Genomic DNA, 17,139 nt, shown 5'->3' on the forward strand with positions numbered 1-17,139 from the left:
CGGCTCACCCCCGGCCGCCGAAGACGGGCGGGTCGAACGCGCGCGGCACCACGAGGAACGGCTCGGCGGCGCGTACCGGACCGAAGGCGGGGCCCGACACCCGCGCGGCGGCCAGGTCGCGCGGCCCCAGCTCGTCGCGGCGCAGCACCAGCACCTGCGTACGGAAGCTGCCGTCCGGCGCGGCCCGCACCGTGTCGGGGGTGGTGGTGATGCCCGGTTGCCAGCGCAGCCGCACGGTGGCCCCGGGCGGGAAGCCGGTGCCCACGGCGGCGGTGACGAACCCGGGCGGGCCGATCGCCGGGTCCACGCGGAGCTGCGGGGCGATCACCTGCACCGGGGCCTGCGCCGTGCGGGTCGCCGACACCTCCCGCACGGTCGCGGTCAGCCGGCCGGCGACGACGGCGGTCACGGCGGCCCGCGCGGGCAGGACGACCCTGAGCACCTGCTGCCCGCCGGGGCCCAGCGTGCCGAGCAGGCAGAGCCGGCGGCTCTCCCCGCAGCGCGGGTCGGCGCTCACCGGGGGCAGCAGCGGGGTGGGCGGGGTGACCTCCAGCCAGACGTTGTCGGCCGGGAGCCGGCCGCCGTTGCGGACGGTGAGGGTGACCGGCACGTCGTCGCCGCCCAGGTAGGCGGGCTGGCCGCCGACCGAGACGGTGAGGCCGAGGTCGGGCACGGGCAGCCGCTGGAACGCCGGCTCCTCCCCGACCTGGCGGATCACGGTGGCCGCCGGCCCGCCCCCGGCCGGCAGGACGACGATGTCGGGGGCCGCCTCGGACTCCTGGAGGGTCACCGCGAGCCGTCGCCCGTCGGGGGACCACGCCGGGTCCGCCGCCGAGCGGCCGTCGCGGTCGGCCGGGGCCAGCGGGTGTCGGGCGGCGGAGCCGTCGGGGGCCACCACGCACAGGTCGGCGGGGCCGCCGCTGTCGATGAACGCGATGGCCGACCCGTCCGGGGACCAGGCCGGCGACCGGTCGTCGACCCGGGCCGGGCAACCGTCGCCGATCCGGGCGCTCAGGTCGGTCTGGTCGGTGACGGTCAGGGAGCCGGTGACGCTGCCGTCGAGCCGGGCGAGCCAGATCCGGGTGCCGGTGAGCCTCGGGTCGGCCACGATGACCAGGGCGGTGTCGGCGCCGGTGCGGCCGGCGGAGTCGGTGGCCCGGCAGGTCACCACGGTCTGCCCGATCGGGAACGTCGCGCCCGACGGCGGCTCGCAGCGCACGGGCAGCGGCCGGCCGGCGGCGTCCACGGCGGTGGCGGCGTACGTGACGACGGCTCCGGTCGGCCCGGCGGGTTCCACCTGCACGTCGTCGACCCGGACCAGCGGCAGGCCGGGCGCGGCGACCCGGACGATCAGCTCCTGCACGGCGTCCGCGCCGGCCTCCGGCGGGTCGAGGTCGAAGCGCAGCGTGCAGCGCAGCACCGCGCCGGGGGCGGCGCCGGGCGCGACGGAGACGGTCTCGGTGAACACCGCCGGGGTGCCGGCGTCCACCCGGGCCGGGTTCGGGTCGAAGGCGACCGAGAGGCCGTCGTCGCAGACCGCGCTCGGCCGTACGGTGATCTTCAGCTTCCCGATCGCGTCGATGATCGCGTTGATCATCTGCCCCGGGTCGCTGTTCGCGGTCAGCAGCCCGCCCGTGGCCTCGGCCAACCGGCCCGCCGCGCCGTCGTAGTTCAGCCCCCGCTCGAAGTCCGCGCCCACGATCGGCACGCCGATCAGCGCGATCCCGGCGGCCTGGAGCGCGGCGGTGAGGCCGGCCTCGTCGACCGTGCCCCCCTCCGGCGGCGGGACGGCCTTGTCGACGCTGTCGGTGTCGCTGATCAGCACGACGATCCGGCTGCCGTCCGCCCGGAATCCGATCCGGTCGTTGCGGGCGAGCTGCCGCAGCCCGTAGAACCAGTTCTCCTGGCCGAACTGGCTGTCGGCCCGCAGGCCGGCCACGGCCTCGGCGATCTCGGGGTCGCTCCTGGTCAGGGGGAGCCGGGGGTCGTACAGCCGGGGGTCGCCGGCCCCGCCGAACGTGGCCAGGCCGAAGCGGGCGTCCGGCTGCCGCGTCCGGACGCTGTCGATCACCTCGGGGATGCGCAGCTTGAGCTGCTCGATGACGCTGGCCCCGCCCTCCCCGGGCTGGGCCATCGAGGCGGTGTTGTCGACGAGGAAGACGACGTCCGGCCGGGGCGGGATCGCCGGGGTGGGCAGTGACTGCCGCACCTCGAACGAGGTGCCCGGCCACGCCGGCCGGTCGGTCCTCGGCACCTCCAGGTCGCTGTCGCGGGGCGTGGCCGACCGGGAGAGGGCCAGCCGCGTGCCGTCCGGCGACCAGGACGGCTCGGCGTCGCGGGCGTCGAGGTGGGGCGGCGTCGGCACCTCGGCGAGCAGCCGACCGTCGGCGACCGCGACGAGCAGCACGCGGGACGTGCGGCCGTCGGCGGACCGGCGGGTGAACGCGATCGCCTCCCCGGTCGGGGACCAGCTCGGGTCGGTGTCCAGGTCACCCTCGACGGTGCCCGGCGGGGCGAGCGTGCGCGGGTCGGCGCCGGAGGAGTCGGCGACGACGATCCGCGCGCCGCCGCCGGGCCGGCCGGCGCTGTACGCCAGGCGGGTGCCGTCCGGGCTGAACGCCGGGTCGGTCTCGTCCAGCCCGGGCCGGGCGGTGTGGTCGCGGCGGTCCCCGCCGGTGGCGTCGGCGGTCCAGACGTCGCTCGTCCCGTCGTGCTCGGTGGCCGTCCACACCAGGTCGCCGCCGCGCCAGGCCGGCTCGTGCTCGGGCAGCGGGCCGGCGGCCACCGGGGTGACCCGGCCGGCGCGGGCGACGTACACGTCACCGGCGGGGTCGTCGCGGGTGGAGGTGAAGGCGATCCGCGCGCCGTCGGGGGACCACGCCGGCTCGGCGGCGTTGCGGGGGCCGGGCACCGCCCGGGTCACCGGGCCGCCGCCGGGGGCCACGGTGCCCACCGTACGGAACGTCGGGTCGGCGGCCGGCGCGAAGCGCGTGGTGGTGAGGGCGATCCGGGTGCCGTCGGGCGACCAGGCGGGTTGCCCCTCGGCGGCGGGGCCGTCGGTCACCCGGGTCGGGGCGCCCCCGGCGGCCGGCACCACCCAGACGTCCCCGGCCGGGTCGCCCCGGGTGCTGCCGAAGGCGATCCGGGTGCCGTCGGGCGACCAGGTTGGCCAGCCGTCCTCGGCGGGGTGGTCGGTGAGCCGCCGCAGCCCGGAGCCGTCGACCCCGACGAGCCAGACGTCGGCGTTGCCGGCCCGGTCGCTGGTGAACGCGACCCGCGTGCCGTCGGGGGACAGGGCCGGGTGGGCGACCGTGCCGGGCCCGCCGACCAGCCGCACCGGCGCGCCGCCCGGCCGGCGTAGGTAGAGCCCCCCGCCCCGGTCCGTGCCCCCGGCCGGGGCCCGCCGCCCGACCCAGACGAGCCGGCCGGCGCGCGCGTCGGCGTCCCGCTCGGCGTCGGCGCGCTCGGCGGGGGAGAGCAGCGGCCCGGGCGCGGCGGTGCCGCCGGGGCTGACCACCAGCGTCGGGCGCTCCGTGCCGCGGTAGCCCAGCCGGTAGCCCACCTCGGCGGCCGGCGGTGCCAGGGCGGGCGGCGCCGGCGGCCCGGTCGGCGCGGGCGGTGCCGGCGAACCGGTCGGCGTGGGCGGCACGGGCGCTGCCGGCGAAGCGGTCGGCGTGGGCGGCACGGGCGCGGCGAGGGCCGGCCCGGCCACCAGCCCGAGCACCACGACGCCCCAGCGGCGGTTGCCCCAGCGCACGACACCTCCCCGTGGTCACACCCGCCTCTACGGTGGCCAGCCCCGGCCGCCCGGGTACCGCCGGTCCGTGCCGGCCTGCGGGCAGCGCGCCGTGCCCGATGGGGCAGCGGGGCGTCAGATCAGGCCGTTGCGCAGCGCGTACGCCACGGCGTGGCAGCGGTTGCGCAGGTGCAACCGGTTCGTCACGTCGTGCAGGATGTTCTTGATGGTCCGCTGCGAGTACGACAGCTTCGCGGCGATCTCGGCGGTGTCGAAGCCGTCGGCGACCAGCCGCAGCACCTCCACCTCCCGGTCGGCCAGGCCGGAGAAGGTCAGCCCGCGCGGGCCGAGCACCTCCCGTTGCAGCGCCCCGACCTGCTGGAGCAGCCGGCCGAGCAGGTCGGGCGGGACCGCCCCCTCGCCCGCGGCGGCGGCCCGGATGACCGCGACGAGGCGGTCCGCGCTCGCCTCCGACCGGCGGACGATCCCGGCGACGCCGTTCTCCACGGCGGCGACCAGCCCGGCGTCGTCGACGTGGGTCACCACGAGCACCAGCGCGGACGTGCCCCGGCTGCGCCGCGCGCGCAGCGCCCGCAGGGCCGGCTCGTCGATGGCGTCGGTGACGACGACCGCCACCTCGGCCCGGTCGGCCTCGGCGTCGTCGACGAGCAACACCTCGGGGCGGGGCCGGAGCTGGCTGACCACCCCGGCGCGGGAGATGACGTCGGTGGAGGAGAGGTGAACGGGTACGCGTCGCATGAGCACCCCCGAGTGCGAGCGAACGGACTGTCGATGACGCCGAGTATCGCCGGGGGCACCAATCGTGCAGTCAACGTGGGCTCAACGGCCCTCCCGGGCTGCCCCAAGGTCTTCCTCCACGGCGGATTGCGCCGGCGGTGGCGCTCCTAGAGTCGCGTCATGACCACGGACGCGAACCTGGACACCGGCCTCGTCGAGGTCAGCCCGGGCGGCGAGGCGAGCTGCCGGCTGGAGGTCCGCAACACCGGCCCCATCGTCGAGTCGTACGTGATCGAGGTGCTCGGTGACGTCGCCGGCTGGGCCCAGGCGGAGCCGCCCACCCTGGCGGTCTATCCCGGCTCGGCGGAGTCGGTCACGATCCGCTTCCGGCCCCCGCGCTCGGCGCAGGTGGTGGCCGGGGAGCGGCCCTTCGCCGTGCGGGTCACCCCGGCGGAGAACCCGGGCGAGGAGGCGGTGCCGGAGGGCGCGGTGCGGGTGCTGCCGTTCGCCGAGATCGTCCCCGAGCTGCTGCCGCGCACCTCCCGGGGCCGCTGGGGCGGCCGGCACGAGCTGTCGGTCGCCAACCTCGGCAACGTCCCCGTCGGGCTGGCGCTGACCGGCGGCGACCCGGACAACCGGTTGCGTGTCGCGGTCAGCCCGCCGAGCCTCGGGGTCGCCCCCGGCGAGGCGGCGTTCGTGCGGGTCCGCGTGCGCTCCCGCCGCCTGCTGTGGCGCGGCCACCCGGTGACGCTGCCCTTCCAGGTCGCGGTCGCCTCCGAGGAGACGCCCCCGGCCCTGGTCGACGGTGCCACCGTGCAGGAGCCGCTGCTGCCGCAGGGGCTGGGCCGGGTGGTGGCGGCGCTGGTCGTCCTCGCGCTGCTCGGGGCCGGGCTGTGGTACGCGCTGCTGCGCCCGTCGGTGCGGTCCCTGGCCGAGGAGGTCGCCCAGGAGCAGGTGGCCCCGGTGGCGCAGCAGGCGAGCGCGGCCGACGACAAGGCCCAGGAGGCGATCGACCGAACGGCCCCCAGCGCCCCCGCGCGCCCGTCCGGGCCGACCCCGGGCAACCCGCCGGTCCCGCCGCCCGCGCCGACGCGCCCGCCGTCGCCGAGCCCGCGCCCGACGCCGCCCGCGGCCGCGCCCGCCCTGCCGCCGGGCGCGCAGTCGGCCAACCACCGGCTCACGGTCACCGCCGGCACCGGGGCCACCCGCACCGACCAGTACACGGTGCCCTCCGGCCGGGTCTTCGTGCTGACCGACATCTTCCTGCAGAACCCGCAGGGCGACGAGGGGCGGCTGGAGCTGGTGGTCGACGGCGCCACGCTGCTGACCCAGGCGCTGAACAACTTCCGCGACCTCGACTACCACATGGTCTCGCCGATCGAGGTCCGCGCGGGCCGGGTGATCACCCTGCGGGCCGCCTGCCGGAAGGCGGGCACCACGCTCGACGGTGCGGGAGGCGGCGGCGGTCAGTGCCGCGACCACGCCCTGCTCAACGGCTACACCCGCACCGCGAGCACACCCGCGGCCTGACCCCGAGGGGCCTGACCCCTGATCCTCAACCGGGGCCCGTGCCGCCGGCGCGGTCCTCCTGGTCCGCAGCAGCGGGGAAGCAGCGGTGCGGCGGTTGATGTCGTGGGGGCGGCCTATGGAGCTGAGTCGTCCAGGTCATCACCTGCCACCCGCCCGGAGCCCGTCCCGCCCCGACTGGTTGTCGTCGGCCGGCCCGTGTCGTTCCGGGGCGCGGCGTCGCCGGTCGTGGGGGTGACCGTTCGCGTCGCGGCCGGGGCGGGGCGGTGATGTCGCCTTCGGCTCAGCTCCACATGCGCCGGGACAGGCCGTCCCGCCAGGCGGTGTCGGTGAGTGGACCAGCCACCGAAGCCATCCCAGGCCCGTCGATCCCAGGCCCGTCGATCCCAGGCCCGTCGATCCCAGGCCCGTCGGCCTTGGCCGAAGCCGCTGCGACCTGCCCGCCCGCTGGTGCCGCATCGCCCGACGGAGTGCCTGACACACGGGGGAGAGCACCCGTCCAGCCGGGTTCCAACGCCCCTCGAGCACCGACCGCGACCGTGGACGGGAGCCGAGGAGGTAGCTGTGCGGATCATCGACCTGTCGTCCCCGATCGACGCGGCGGCGTACGAGCCGGACCCGGTCGGGCACGAGGTGCTCAGCCCCCGCCAGGGGGCCCTGCACATGAGCGCGGAGATGCGCGAGCACTTCGGCATCGACTTCGACCCGGACGTCCTGCCCGACGGCGAGTTCCTCTCCCTGGACCGGCTCAGCCTGACCAGCCACACCGGAACCCACGTCGACGCGCCCTCGCACTACGGCTCCCGGGCCGCGTACGGCACCCCCCGGCACATCGACGCGATGCCGCTGGACTGGTTCCACCGGCCCGGCCTGCTGCTCGACATCGCCCGCGACGAGCCGGGCGTGGTGGGCGCGGCCGACCTGGAGAAGGAGTTCGCACGCATCGGGCGCGTCCCGCAGCCGCGCGACATCGTGCTGCTGCGCACCGGCTCCAGCGCGTGGGCCGGCACGCCGCGCTACTTCACCGACTTCGTCGGACTCGACGGGTCGGCCGTGAACCTGCTCCTCGACGCAGGGGTGCGGGTGATCGGCACCGACGCGTTCAGCCTCGACGCGCCGTTCACGAACATCCTCGACCGCTGGCGGTCGACCGGCGACCGCTCCGTGCTCTGGCCCGCCCACTTCGCCGGCCGGGAGCGGGAGTACTGCCAGGTGGAGCGCCTGGCGAACCTCGAAGCCCTGCCCCCGTACGGCTTCCGGGTCGTCTGCTTCCCGGTGAAGGTGGCCGGTGCGGGCGCGGGATGGACCCGGGCCGTGGCCCTGCTCGACGAGGCGACCCCGCCCGCGACGGGCGAGAGGAGCCCGCGATGACGGCGCGGTCCGAACTGGTGACCTCGATCCTCCGTACCGCGACGACCGACCCCGACTCGGTGGCCCTGGTCTGGCGCGACCAGGAGATCGGCTACGGCGCGCTGGTGGAGCTGGCGGCCCGCGCCCGCGACCGGGTGACCGCGCTCGACCTCGACGACGACGAACCGGTGGGGGTGCTCGCCGACAAGTCGCCCGAGGCCGTCGCGCTGGTCCTCGGGGTGCTCCAGGCGGGGCGGCCGTTCCTGCTGCCCGCGTCGAACCTGCCGTCGGCCACCCTGCGCGAGCTGTTCGGCCAGGCCGGCTGCCGACATGTGCTCTCACCCCGGGACACCCTGCGGCTGCCCGGCGTGGTCGCCGGGCGGGTGCCCGAGGGCACCTCGTTCATGCTGACCACCTCCGGCTCCACCGGCCTGCCCAAGGTGGTGCCGCTCGGCGCGGACGCCATCGACCGCTTCGTGGCCTGGGCGTCCGGGCGGTTCGGCATCGGGCCCGGGGTCCGGGTGCTCAACTACGCCCCGCTCAACTTCGACCTGTGCCTGCTCGACGTCTGGACCACGCTGGGCCGGGGCGGCACGGTGGTGCTGGTCGACCCGGACCAGGCGTTGCAGGCCGGCGCGCTGGCCGCCCTGGTGGCCCGGGAGCGGGTGTCGGTGGTGCAGGCCGTCCCGATGCTGTTCGGCCTGCTCGCCGGCCCCGAGGCCGACGCCGGGCGCACGGGCGACGCGGGGTCCCGGGCCGACGCCAGGCTCGGGGGCGACGCGGGGTCCGGGGGCGGCCGGGGCCAGGAGCCCGCGCCCCGGGTCTTCCCGGACGTCGCGCACCTCGTCTTCACCGGCGACGCGATGCCGAACCGGCTGCTGCGCCGGCTGCCTGCCGCGTTCCCCTCGGCCCGCCTCTACAACCTGTACGGCTGCACCGAGACCAACGACAGCTTCCTGTGCGAGGTGGACCGGGACGGTCCGTTCGAGGGGCCGGTGCCGCTCGGCGAGCCGCTGCCCGGGGTCGACGCGGCCGTCGTCGCGCCCGACGGCGCGATCGTCGACGGGGCGGGCTCCGGCGAGCTGTGGGTGCGTACCCCGTTCCAGAGCGTCGGTTACCTCGGCGCCGCCGCCGGCAGCGGCCGGTTCGGCCCGGACCCGTCGGGGCGCCCCGGCCCGGCCTGGTACCGCAGCGGCGACCTGGTCCGCCGCGACGCCGACGGCCGGCTGTTCCTGATCGGCCGCGACGACCACCGGGTGAAGGTGCGCGGGGTCGGGGTGGACCTGGGCGAGGTGGAGCAGGCGCTGCTGGGGCACCCGGAGGCCGCCGACGCGGTGGTGCTGGCCGTGCCCGACGCGCTCGTGGGCTCCCGCCTGCACGCCGTGGTCCGCCGCGCCGCCGGCAGCACCCTGAACAGCCTCACCCTGCGCCAGCACTGCGCCGGGGTGCTGCCGCGCGGCGCCATCCCGGAGACCGTCCGCGTCGTCGACGCGCCGTTCCCGCGCACCTCCACCGGCAAGGTCGACCGCCTCGCGGTCCGCCAGGCGCACCTCACCAGCAGCTTCCCGGAAGGAGTCTGAGTTGCAGCACGCATCGGTCATCGCGCAGTTCGTCGTCGAGGAGTTCCTGCCCGACGTGGCCCCCGCCGACGTGGACGTCGACCTCGACCTCGTCGACAACGGGGTGATCGACAGCCTCGGCCTGCTCAAGGTGATCGCCTGGCTGGAGGACCGCTTCGGCATCGCCGCCGACGACGTGGAGCTCTCCCCGGAGCACTTCCGGTCGATCCGGTCGATCGACGCGTTCGTGGTGGGGGCCACCACGCCCCCGGTCGAGGCGAAGTAGACGTGCACCGGGTGATCGCCGCGCTGCTGGCCCCGCGCCAGCCGGTCGACCTGCCGAGCTGGCGTTCCTTCTGGGACGGCCTGCACGCCGGCGAGGTCCGGCGGGGGGAGGCGGTGGCCCTGCTGACCTCGCTGGCCACCTGCCCGCCGGACGTGGGGAGCGTGGAGGCGCTGCTCGCCTCGCTGGACGAGCGGCGGCCGGCCCCGCCCGCCCCGTACGGCGGCAGCGTCAACATCGTGGGCACCGGCGGCGGCCCCCGCACCTTCAACATCTCCACGGCGGCGGCCTTCGTGGCGGCGGCGACGGGGCTGCGGGTGGTGAAGACCGGCGCGCGGGCGTACAGCGGGGGGCGGGGCTCGTTCGACCTGCTGGAGCAGCTCGGCATCCCGCTGACCTCCTCGTACGCCGAGACGGGTCAGGCCCTCGACCGGTTCGGCCTGGCCTTCGCCGGCTACTTCGTCTACCCGGCCGAGGTGTCCCTGCTGGCCCGGGCGATCTTTCCCATGCAGATGCGGGAGATCGGCCGGTTCGTCAACACCCTCGGTCCGGTCCTCGCGGCGGCGCCGGTGACCGCCCAGCTCACCGGCGTCTCCGACCACGGCCTGCTGCCGACCCTGCGCCGGCTGGCCGCCGCCCGGGGCGGCCCCCGGGTCTGGTTCTGCACCAACGGGCTGGGCGCGGACGAGCTGACCGGCTTCGCCGACGACGTGCTGCACCCGGACGGCGGGCCACCCGTGCCGCTGGCGGACGTCGGCCTGGCCGGCGGGCCCGGCACCCTGGCGGACCTGCGCCCGGCGTCGCCGGGGGCGGACCTGGTGGCGGACTTCCTCGACGTGCTGGCCGGTCGGCGCGGCGCGGTGGCGACGCGGGCGGTCTGCCTGAACGCCGCCGCGCTGCGGGTCGCCGTCGAACCGACGACGACCTGGGCGGACGCGCTGGCACGGGCCGAGGCGGCCGTGCGCACCGGCGCGGCGCGGGACCTGGCCGTGCGGATGCGCGTCGCCGCGCCGCGACCGGCGGTGCGGGCCGGTGGCTGAGTTCTTCGCCGACCGTCCGGGCGGCCGCCCCGGGCTGGCGGTCTTCCTCACCGGCGGCGACCCGCCCCCGGACCGGCTCGCCGACCTGGTCACCCTGCTCGACGAGCGCGGCGTGGACTGCCTGGAGCTGGCGGTGCCGTTCCCCGACTCGGTCACCGACGGCCCCGTGCTGCGCCGTTCCGCCCGGCGGGCGCTGCGGCGCGGCACCGGCCTGGCCGACGTGCTGGCGTTCGTCGCGCGGGTCCGGCCCCGGCTGCGCCGACTGCGGATCGCCCTGCTGGCCGACTGGAGCCACAGCGTGCGGCCGGTGGGCGACGCCGAGTTCGTCCGCCGGGTCGCCGGCTCGGGGGCCGACGCCGTGCTGGTGCACGCGCTGCCGCCGCGCCTGCGCGAGCGCCACCTGGCGCTGGCCGCCGACGCCGACCTGCCCGTGGTCACCACCTGCTACGCCACGTCGCCGCCGCCCGTGCGGGCCGCCGCGGCCCGCGACGCCACGGCCTACGTGTACCTGGTGGCCGCGTACGGGCGCAGCGGCACGGCCCCGGCGGGCGGCTACGCGGGGCTGCGCGCGGCGGTCGGCGACGTGCGGGCCGCCGGCCGCGCGCCGGTCGCGGTCGGCTTCGGGGTACGCACCCGCGCCGACCTGCTCCAGATCGGGGCGACGGGCGCCGACGCCGCCGTCGTCGGCACGGCCGCCGTGTCGGCCGTCGAGCGGGCCGAGCGGACCGGCCGGGACGTGCTGGCCGGGTTCGACACATTTTTGCGATCAATGGCGATCGTCGACCAACCGTCGGAAGAAGGGACGCATCGATGATCATTCGCGAACTGGACGAGGTGACAACGGTCGAGTGGGGCAACGGCCTCAGCCGGCGCTTCCTGCTCGAGTCGGACGGGATGGGCTACTCGGTCACCGACACCACCGTGCGGGCCGGGACCATGGCCCGCCTGGAGTACCGCCGGCACCTGGAGGCGTGCTACTGCATCGAGGGCGAGGGCAGCGTCATCGACCAGGCCGGCAACACGTACCCGCTGCGGCCGGGCGTGCTCTACGCCCTCGACAAGCACGACCCGCACTGCCTGGTGGCGAGCCCGCACAGCGACCTGCGGCTGGTGTGCGTGTTCAGCCCGGCGCTGCGCGGCGACGAGCAGCACCGCATCGACCCCGAGGGCTTTTCCCAGTACTGATCCTGACCTGCTTGGAGTCAGCCAGTGATCTCTTGGACCGCTGACCAGGACGCCCTGCGAAACGGTCTGGCTCCCTGGCTCCACGTGCTCAACGCCGAGCACGTGGAGCTGGACGCCAGGGCCGAGTTCCCCCGCGAGAAGTGGGAGGCGATCCGGCGCACCGGGCTGCTCGGCCTCCCCCTCGGGGAGCGCTGGGGCGGCCTCGGACAGGACCTGCTCACCACCATGTACGTCCTGGAGGGCCTCGGCGAGGGCTGCCGGGACGGCGGGCTCAACTTCTCCGTCACCACGCACCTGGTGAGCACCGGCGTGGCGGTGCAGCGCTTCGGGTCGGCCGCGCTCAAGGACCGCTACCTGCCGGGCGTCGCCTCGGGCGCGCTGATCGGCGCGCACGCCATCTCGGAGCCGGAGAGCGGCTCCGACGCGCTGGCGATGCGCACCCGCGCGGTCCGCGACGGCGACCACTTCGTGCTCACGGGCCAGAAGGCGTTCGTCAGCAACGGCCCCGTGGCCGACCTGGTCGTGGTGTACGCGCGCACCGGCGCGCGGGGCGGGCCGCTGGGCATCACCGCCTTCCTCGTCGAGCGGGACACCCCCGGCCTGGTCGTGGGCCCGTCCACGGCCAAGATGGGCCTGCGCACCTCGCCGTTCGGGGAGCTGTTCCTCGACGACTGCCGGGTGCCGGCGGCCAACGTGGTGGGCAGCGTCGGGGGCGGCTTCCTCGTGCTCGACCACGTGATGAAGTGGGAGATCCTCTGCGGCTTCGCGATCAACGCGGGGGAGATGCGCCACCGCGTGGAGCGGTGCCGCGAGTACGCCCGCTCGCGCAGCCAGTTCGGCAGCCCGATCGGGAAGTTCCAGGCCGTGGCCCACCGGATCGTCGACATGGAGATCGGCGTGCGCACCGCCCGCGCCGCCCTCTACGGCGCGGCCGAGCGGATGGTCGCGGGCGCGAACGTCACCATGGACATCGCCGTGGCGAAGGTGGTGGCCAGCGAGGCGAACGTGGCCTCGGCGCTGGCCGCCGTGCAGATCTTCGGCGGCAACGGCTACACCGCCGAGTACGGGGTGGAGAAGGAGCTGCGCAACGCGGTGGCGGGCACCATCTACTCGGGCACCTCGGAGGTCCAGCGCAACCGCATCGCCGCGATGATGGGGCTCTGACCCGTGGCCCTGGTCAAGATCTGCGGGGTGGAGTCCGCCCGGGACGTCGACCTGCTGCGTGACTGCGGCGTCGACCTCGTCGGGGTGTGGTGCGGGGTGGCCGGAGGGCCGCGCGACCTGCCGGTGGGGCGGGCCGCCGCGCTGGTGGCCCGCGCCGCCGCCGCGCCCGGCTGCCGCCCGGTGCTCGTCACCACACTCGCCGACGAGCGCCGCCTGCGCGACGTCGTCGCCCGCACCGGCGCCCGGTGGGTGCAACTGCACGGCTGGCAGCCGCCCGCCCTGGTCCGCCGGCTCAAGGCCGAGCCGGGCCTCACGGTGGTCAAGGTGCTGCACGTACGGGAGGGGAGCTGCCCGGAGCAGCGCCTCGTCCCGGCGTACGAGCGGGCCGGGACGGACCTGTTCCTGCTGGACGCGCTCGCCCCGGACGGCCGGGTGGGCAGCACCGGGAGCCCGGTCGGCGTCGCCGCCGCGCTCGCCGTCGCCGACCGTTGCACCCGGCCGTTCCTGCTGGCCGGCGGCATCTCGGCGGCGAACCGGGCCGCGCACGACGCGGTCGTCGCCCACCCGCTGTACCGGGGCGTCGACGTCGACGGCGCGGCGCGCGACGACCGGGGCCGGCTGGACGCCCGGCGCGTCGGCGAGCTGCTCCGCGCCTGGCGGCCCGGCCCCGCACGCCCGGCCGCCGCCCCGGCCCGCTGACCGGGGCCGATCCGCCGACCGGGGGGCCGCGCCGCCCGGCCGCCGACCCGAAGGGACGCCTGCGATGGCCACCGACTTCCTCGACGCCCTGCTGCGGGCGCGCCGCCCGGTCGTGATGGAGCTCAAGCGCCGTGACGGCGCGGGGCGCGACCTGTTCGCCGGCCGGCCGCTGGCCCGCCTCGTCGCGGCGTACGAGCGCGCCGACGCCCCCTGCCTGTCCGTGGTCACCGGCCACTGGTTCGGCGGCACGGTCGACATGCTGCGCGAGGTGCGGTCGCTGACCGGCCTGCCGTTGTTGCAGAAGGACTTCGTCACCCGTCGCCGCGACCTCGACCGCGCCGTGGAACTGGGCGCGTCGGCGGTGCTGCTGACCGCCCGGCTGCTCGCCCGCGCCAGCCTCGACGTGCTGGTGGCCGGGGCGGTGGAGCGCGGCCTGACGCCGTTCGTGGAGGTGGCCACGCGCGCCGAGGTGCGCGCGGTGCCCCGGGCGGGCGAGTGCGTCGTGGCGGTCACCAACGGCGACATCGCCAGCCGCGAGCGTGCCCCCGCCGACCTCGGCCGCAGCGCGGAGCTGCTCGGCGACGTGGTCGCCACGGGCACGCCCTGCCCGGTCAGCGCGAGCGGCATATCGGGGCCGGCCGACGCCGCCCGCCTGCTGCGCGGCGGCTACCGGGGCCTGCTGATCGGCTCCGAGCTGCTGCGCGCCGGCGACGGGCTGCCGTCCTGGCTGGCCGAGCTCGACCGCCTCCGCCAGGCGGCCTGACGGGCCCGGCCGGCGCACCCCGCCGGCCGGGCCCGATCACGCGGGTCCGCTCAGGCGGAACGGGCCTGCGCCCAGTGGACCTCGCGGGCGATCCGGTGGCCGGTGTCCTGCCGCTGGGCGGGGCGCAGCGCGCTGACGCCGCCGGGCACGTTCAGCGCCGGATCGCCGGCGAGGATCGCCCGGTGCAGGCGCTGGAGATCGTCGCACGGGTCCACGCCCAGTTCGTCGACGAGGGTCTCGCGGGCCCGCTGATAGGCGTCCAGGGCCTCGGAGCGTCGCCCCGCGCGGTACAGGGCCAGCATCAGCTTGCTCTGGAAGCCCTCGTGGGTGGGCTGCCGGGCGGCCAGCCCGATCAGCTCCCCGAGCAGCTCGTGGTGGCGCCCCAGCCGCAGGTCGGCGTCGATGCGCAGCTCCAGCGCGCTCTTGAAGATCTCGTCGAGCCGCAGCGCCTCGACCTGGAGCAGGGGGCCGGGGTTGATGTCGACCAGCGCCGGGCCCTGCCAGAGGGCGAGCGCCTCGCGGAGGGTCCGCGACGCGGCGCCCGTCTCGCCGCGGTCCAGCTCCGCCCGGCCGCGCTGGGCGAGCTGCTCGAACCGCAGCGAGTCGAGGGCCTCGGGGCGCAGACAGAGCATGTACCCGCCGGCGTAGGTGCGCAGGACCTCGCCGGGCGGCCGACCGCCGCGCGGCGGTGCGGCGACCGCGGCCGGATTGGTGTTCAGGTGCTTGCGCAGTTGATAGACGTACGTCTGCAGTGTTGTGGTGACGCTCGGCGGGGGCTGGTTCTCCCACAACTCCTCGATCAGGAGCTGGTTCGGCACCACGCGGTTGGCGTGTATCGCCAGTAGTGCCAGAACCCTGCGGGTCTTCGGGGCCGTGGGCGTCGCGTCGGTTCCGTCGACGGATACCGACAACGGGCCGAGCAAATTGATCTGCACTGTGTACATCCTTCTTCTGCCTGTGGCGCTCGCGGTGTTCCGCTTCGTCATTCACGAGAATCTGGGTGCGCACCTGTCGAACGGCATCCCCCCGGTGAACTGTCGACGTGCCAGTCGTCTATTGCGTTGTTCCCCACGGCCCGCGGATATTCGTGCGAATTGCCGTGGCGGTCCATTGCCGGCGCTTTCCCCTAATTGCGGGAGGTGGCCGGTTCCGTCCGGGCGGCGGGCGCCCTGGCCGGGTGTCGGAAGTCGGCGTGAGAAGGCGGCCGTAGGTGCGGGCGCCCAGCGCGCCGGGTGCCCGCTCGCGGAGCCGGCACTCGCGTTGCCGGGGGCGAATCGCCTGCTCAACGGCATCGGGAAGGGGTGTCGAAGGCGATCCCGGGCGTCGGGCCTCGTCGCGCTCCGATATAGAGTGATGGTTTTCGATGAATTCCGGAAAGCGGGTTATCTGCAAGGAAAGCTAATTCTGTGAGAATTGCCCAAGGCAAGCAACTATTCCCCCCGTCAACAGTTCCCACACGGCTGGAAGCTGAGTCGATGGTATGCGCAGACATCCGGGTGGCGCAAGGATTGATTCATCTTGAGCTATCCTTCAGCAGAATTCGAGCGGGCCTCCGTTGGGCGGGTAGGGGTAGGCCCGCGCCGGGGCCGGTGACGGAAAGTAGCGCCGGGTGCCCGGCGACCGCATATTGGACGCCGCCGCAGCCCGCGGATTCCATGTCTGAATGCTGTCTCGACCATGGCGCGGGAGCGTGTCCGCAGGTAATGGGGGTCGGGCGGCGAGCGAATCGGAGAACATTTCAGCTCGCAAATACTCGCTGGTCGGTGGGTCCCCGCCCCGGCCGCGCCTTTCGGTGACGGCGGGGCCGCCCGACCTCCCGACCGTGCCCGCCGTGGACGGCCCCGGGGCGCGCCGACGGCGTACGGTGACGCGCGCCCCACGCTCTGCCCGGGGCTGACCCATGACTCAATCCGGGCGAGGCGGCATTGATCGGACAGTCAGCGTCCTCCGGCGACCCATCTGAGCCAAGACTCAGTCTGGAGCGGTCCTGGAGCGAGTTTCGAGCCGCCCCCCCGGTCGCCCCGGGGCCGGCCGCCGGCGACCGGCCGGCGACCGGGCCTCACACCGGGCCGGGCAGACCGTCGAGCAATTGCAGCAGATAGCGGCCGTACCCGCTCTTGAGCAGCGGCTCGGCCAGTTGGCGCAGCGCGTCGTCGTCGATGAGCCCGGCCCGCCACACGATCTCCTCCAGGCAGCCGACCTTCAGCCCCTGGCGCGCCTCCATCACCCGGACGAACTCCGCGGCCTGCACCATGGACTCGAACGTGCCCGTGTCGAGCCAGGCGGTGCCCCGGGCGAGCACGGTGACCGACAACTCGTCCATTCGCCGGTACGCCTCGTTGACCGCCGTGATCTCCAGTTCGCCCCGGTCGCTGGGCTTCAGCTCCTGCGCTATCCCGACGACCTTGTTGTCGTAGAAATACAGCCCCGGCACCACGTACCGGGAGCGCGGCCGGGCCGGTTTCTCCTCGATCGACAGGACCCGGCCGGAGTCGTCGAATTCCACCACCCCGTACGCCTGCGGGTCGGCCACGGGATAGGCGAAGATCCGCGCCCCGTCCGCCGGTTGCGCGCGGGCCAACTGACGGCCCAGGCCGGGGCCGTAGAAGATGTTGTCGCCCAGAATGAGGGCGACGGGCCCGTCGCCGATGAAGCGTTCCCCGATCAGAAAGGACTGGGCGATTCCCGCCGGGCTCTCCTGCACCGCGTACTCCAGGCGCAGCCCGAACTGCCCGCCGTCGCCCAGCAGCCGCTGGAACTGCGCCCGGTCCTCCGGGGTGGTGATGACGAGGACCTCCCGGACGCCGGCCATCACGAGGGTGGAGAGCGGATAGTAGACCATCGGCTTGTCGAAGATCGGGATGAGTTGCTTGGAGACCCCCCGGGTGATCGGCCACATTCGGGTTCCCGTACCGCCGGCCAGCAGAATGCCCCGCAGGGCTTGCCCGTTCGGCATCTCTCGCAGACCTCCTCGTCGACTCGGCCCGCGCGCGGCGTCGCGGCCGGATCGCCCGGCCCGGCGCGCGTGCCCCCCGTCCACCATCGGCCGGTGACCTGGGGATCAGGTCGACACCGGGTCGACGGCAGCGCCATCG

At 75.6% G+C, this 17,139-nt stretch carries 14 protein-coding genes; 10 read left to right on the plus strand and 4 right to left on the minus strand.

Annotation, left to right across the window (positions count from 1 at the left end; genetic code table 11):
- Positions 1 to 4 precede the first annotated feature (4 nt).
- Positions 5 to 3,757: an LpqB family beta-propeller domain-containing protein gene (locus LPU43_RS28625; RefSeq protein WP_305073000.1), complete on the minus strand. Its 3,753-nt coding sequence runs from the start codon at positions 3,755 to 3,757 to the stop codon at positions 5 to 7.
- 114 nt (positions 3,758 to 3,871) lie between these two features.
- Positions 3,872 to 4,495 carry a helix-turn-helix transcriptional regulator gene (locus tag LPU43_RS00310; RefSeq protein ID WP_229397635.1) on the minus strand — a complete coding sequence of 208 codons (624 nt, stop codon included), beginning with the start codon at positions 4,493 to 4,495 and terminating at the stop codon, positions 3,872 to 3,874.
- A 159-nt stretch (positions 4,496 to 4,654) separates the two neighbouring features.
- On the opposite strand from LPU43_RS00310, the gene LPU43_RS00315 reads away from it, so the two are divergent.
- From LPU43_RS00315 to LPU43_RS00360, 10 genes are all read left to right on the plus strand, one after another.
- Positions 4,655 to 6,004, plus strand: coding sequence for a COG1470 family protein (locus LPU43_RS00315; RefSeq protein ID WP_229397637.1), 1,350 nt, complete (start codon positions 4,655 to 4,657; stop codon positions 6,002 to 6,004).
- Between the two features lie 561 nt (positions 6,005 to 6,565).
- A complete protein-coding gene (locus LPU43_RS00320; RefSeq protein WP_229397639.1) occupies positions 6,566 to 7,372 on the plus strand; it encodes a cyclase family protein in 807 nt (268 codons plus the stop codon).
- Entirely contained in the window at positions 7,369 to 8,931 is a 1,563-nt protein-coding gene (locus tag LPU43_RS00325; protein WP_229397642.1) for an AMP-binding protein, read from the plus strand. Before LPU43_RS00320 ends, LPU43_RS00325 begins: the two co-directional genes overlap by 4 nt.
- 1 nt (position 8,932) lies before the next feature.
- Entirely contained in the window at positions 8,933 to 9,196 is a 264-nt protein-coding gene (locus LPU43_RS00330) for a phosphopantetheine-binding protein (protein WP_229397644.1), read from the plus strand.
- A 2-nt stretch (positions 9,197 to 9,198) separates the two neighbouring features.
- A complete protein-coding gene (locus LPU43_RS00335) occupies positions 9,199 to 10,233 on the plus strand; it encodes a hypothetical protein (RefSeq protein ID WP_229397646.1) in 1,035 nt (344 codons plus the stop codon).
- Complete coding sequence (gene trpA, locus LPU43_RS00340; RefSeq protein ID WP_229397648.1) at positions 10,226 to 11,047, plus strand: tryptophan synthase subunit alpha; 822 nt, start codon at positions 10,226 to 10,228, stop codon at positions 11,045 to 11,047. The genes LPU43_RS00335 and trpA overlap by 8 nt, the downstream gene beginning before the upstream one ends.
- Positions 11,044 to 11,418 carry an ectoine synthase gene (locus LPU43_RS00345; RefSeq protein ID WP_229397650.1) on the plus strand — a complete coding sequence of 125 codons (375 nt, stop codon included), beginning with the start codon at positions 11,044 to 11,046 and terminating at the stop codon, positions 11,416 to 11,418. Before trpA ends, LPU43_RS00345 begins: the two co-directional genes overlap by 4 nt.
- A gap of 24 nt (positions 11,419 to 11,442) precedes the next feature.
- Entirely contained in the window at positions 11,443 to 12,582 is a 1,140-nt protein-coding gene (locus tag LPU43_RS00350; RefSeq protein WP_229397652.1) for an acyl-CoA dehydrogenase family protein, read from the plus strand.
- Between the two features lie 3 nt (positions 12,583 to 12,585).
- Positions 12,586 to 13,281, plus strand: a complete 696-nt coding sequence (locus tag LPU43_RS00355) for a phosphoribosylanthranilate isomerase (protein WP_229397655.1) — start codon at positions 12,586 to 12,588, stop codon at positions 13,279 to 13,281.
- A gap of 64 nt (positions 13,282 to 13,345) precedes the next feature.
- On the plus strand, positions 13,346 to 14,044 hold the full coding sequence (locus LPU43_RS00360) for a beta/alpha barrel domain-containing protein (RefSeq protein WP_229397657.1): 699 nt from the start codon (positions 13,346 to 13,348) through the stop codon (positions 14,042 to 14,044).
- Between the two features lie 50 nt (positions 14,045 to 14,094).
- On the opposite strand, the gene LPU43_RS00365 is transcribed toward LPU43_RS00360, so the two are convergent.
- Together LPU43_RS00365 and rfbA are read right to left on the minus strand one after the other, a co-directional pair.
- The gene (locus LPU43_RS00365; RefSeq protein WP_229397659.1) at positions 14,095 to 14,979 is read right to left on the minus strand and encodes an AfsR/SARP family transcriptional regulator; all 885 of its coding nucleotides are present in this window, start codon (positions 14,977 to 14,979) and stop codon (positions 14,095 to 14,097) included.
- A 1,124-nt stretch (positions 14,980 to 16,103) separates the two neighbouring features.
- Positions 16,104 to 16,982 carry a glucose-1-phosphate thymidylyltransferase RfbA gene (gene rfbA / locus LPU43_RS00370; RefSeq protein WP_229398570.1) on the minus strand — a complete coding sequence of 293 codons (879 nt, stop codon included), beginning with the start codon at positions 16,980 to 16,982 and terminating at the stop codon, positions 16,104 to 16,106.
- Positions 16,983 to 17,139: the final 157 nt, after the last annotated feature.

It is taken from the genome of Micromonospora okii, assembly GCF_020884795.1.
Classification (GTDB): Bacteria; Actinomycetota; Actinomycetes; order Mycobacteriales; family Micromonosporaceae; genus Micromonospora; species Micromonospora okii.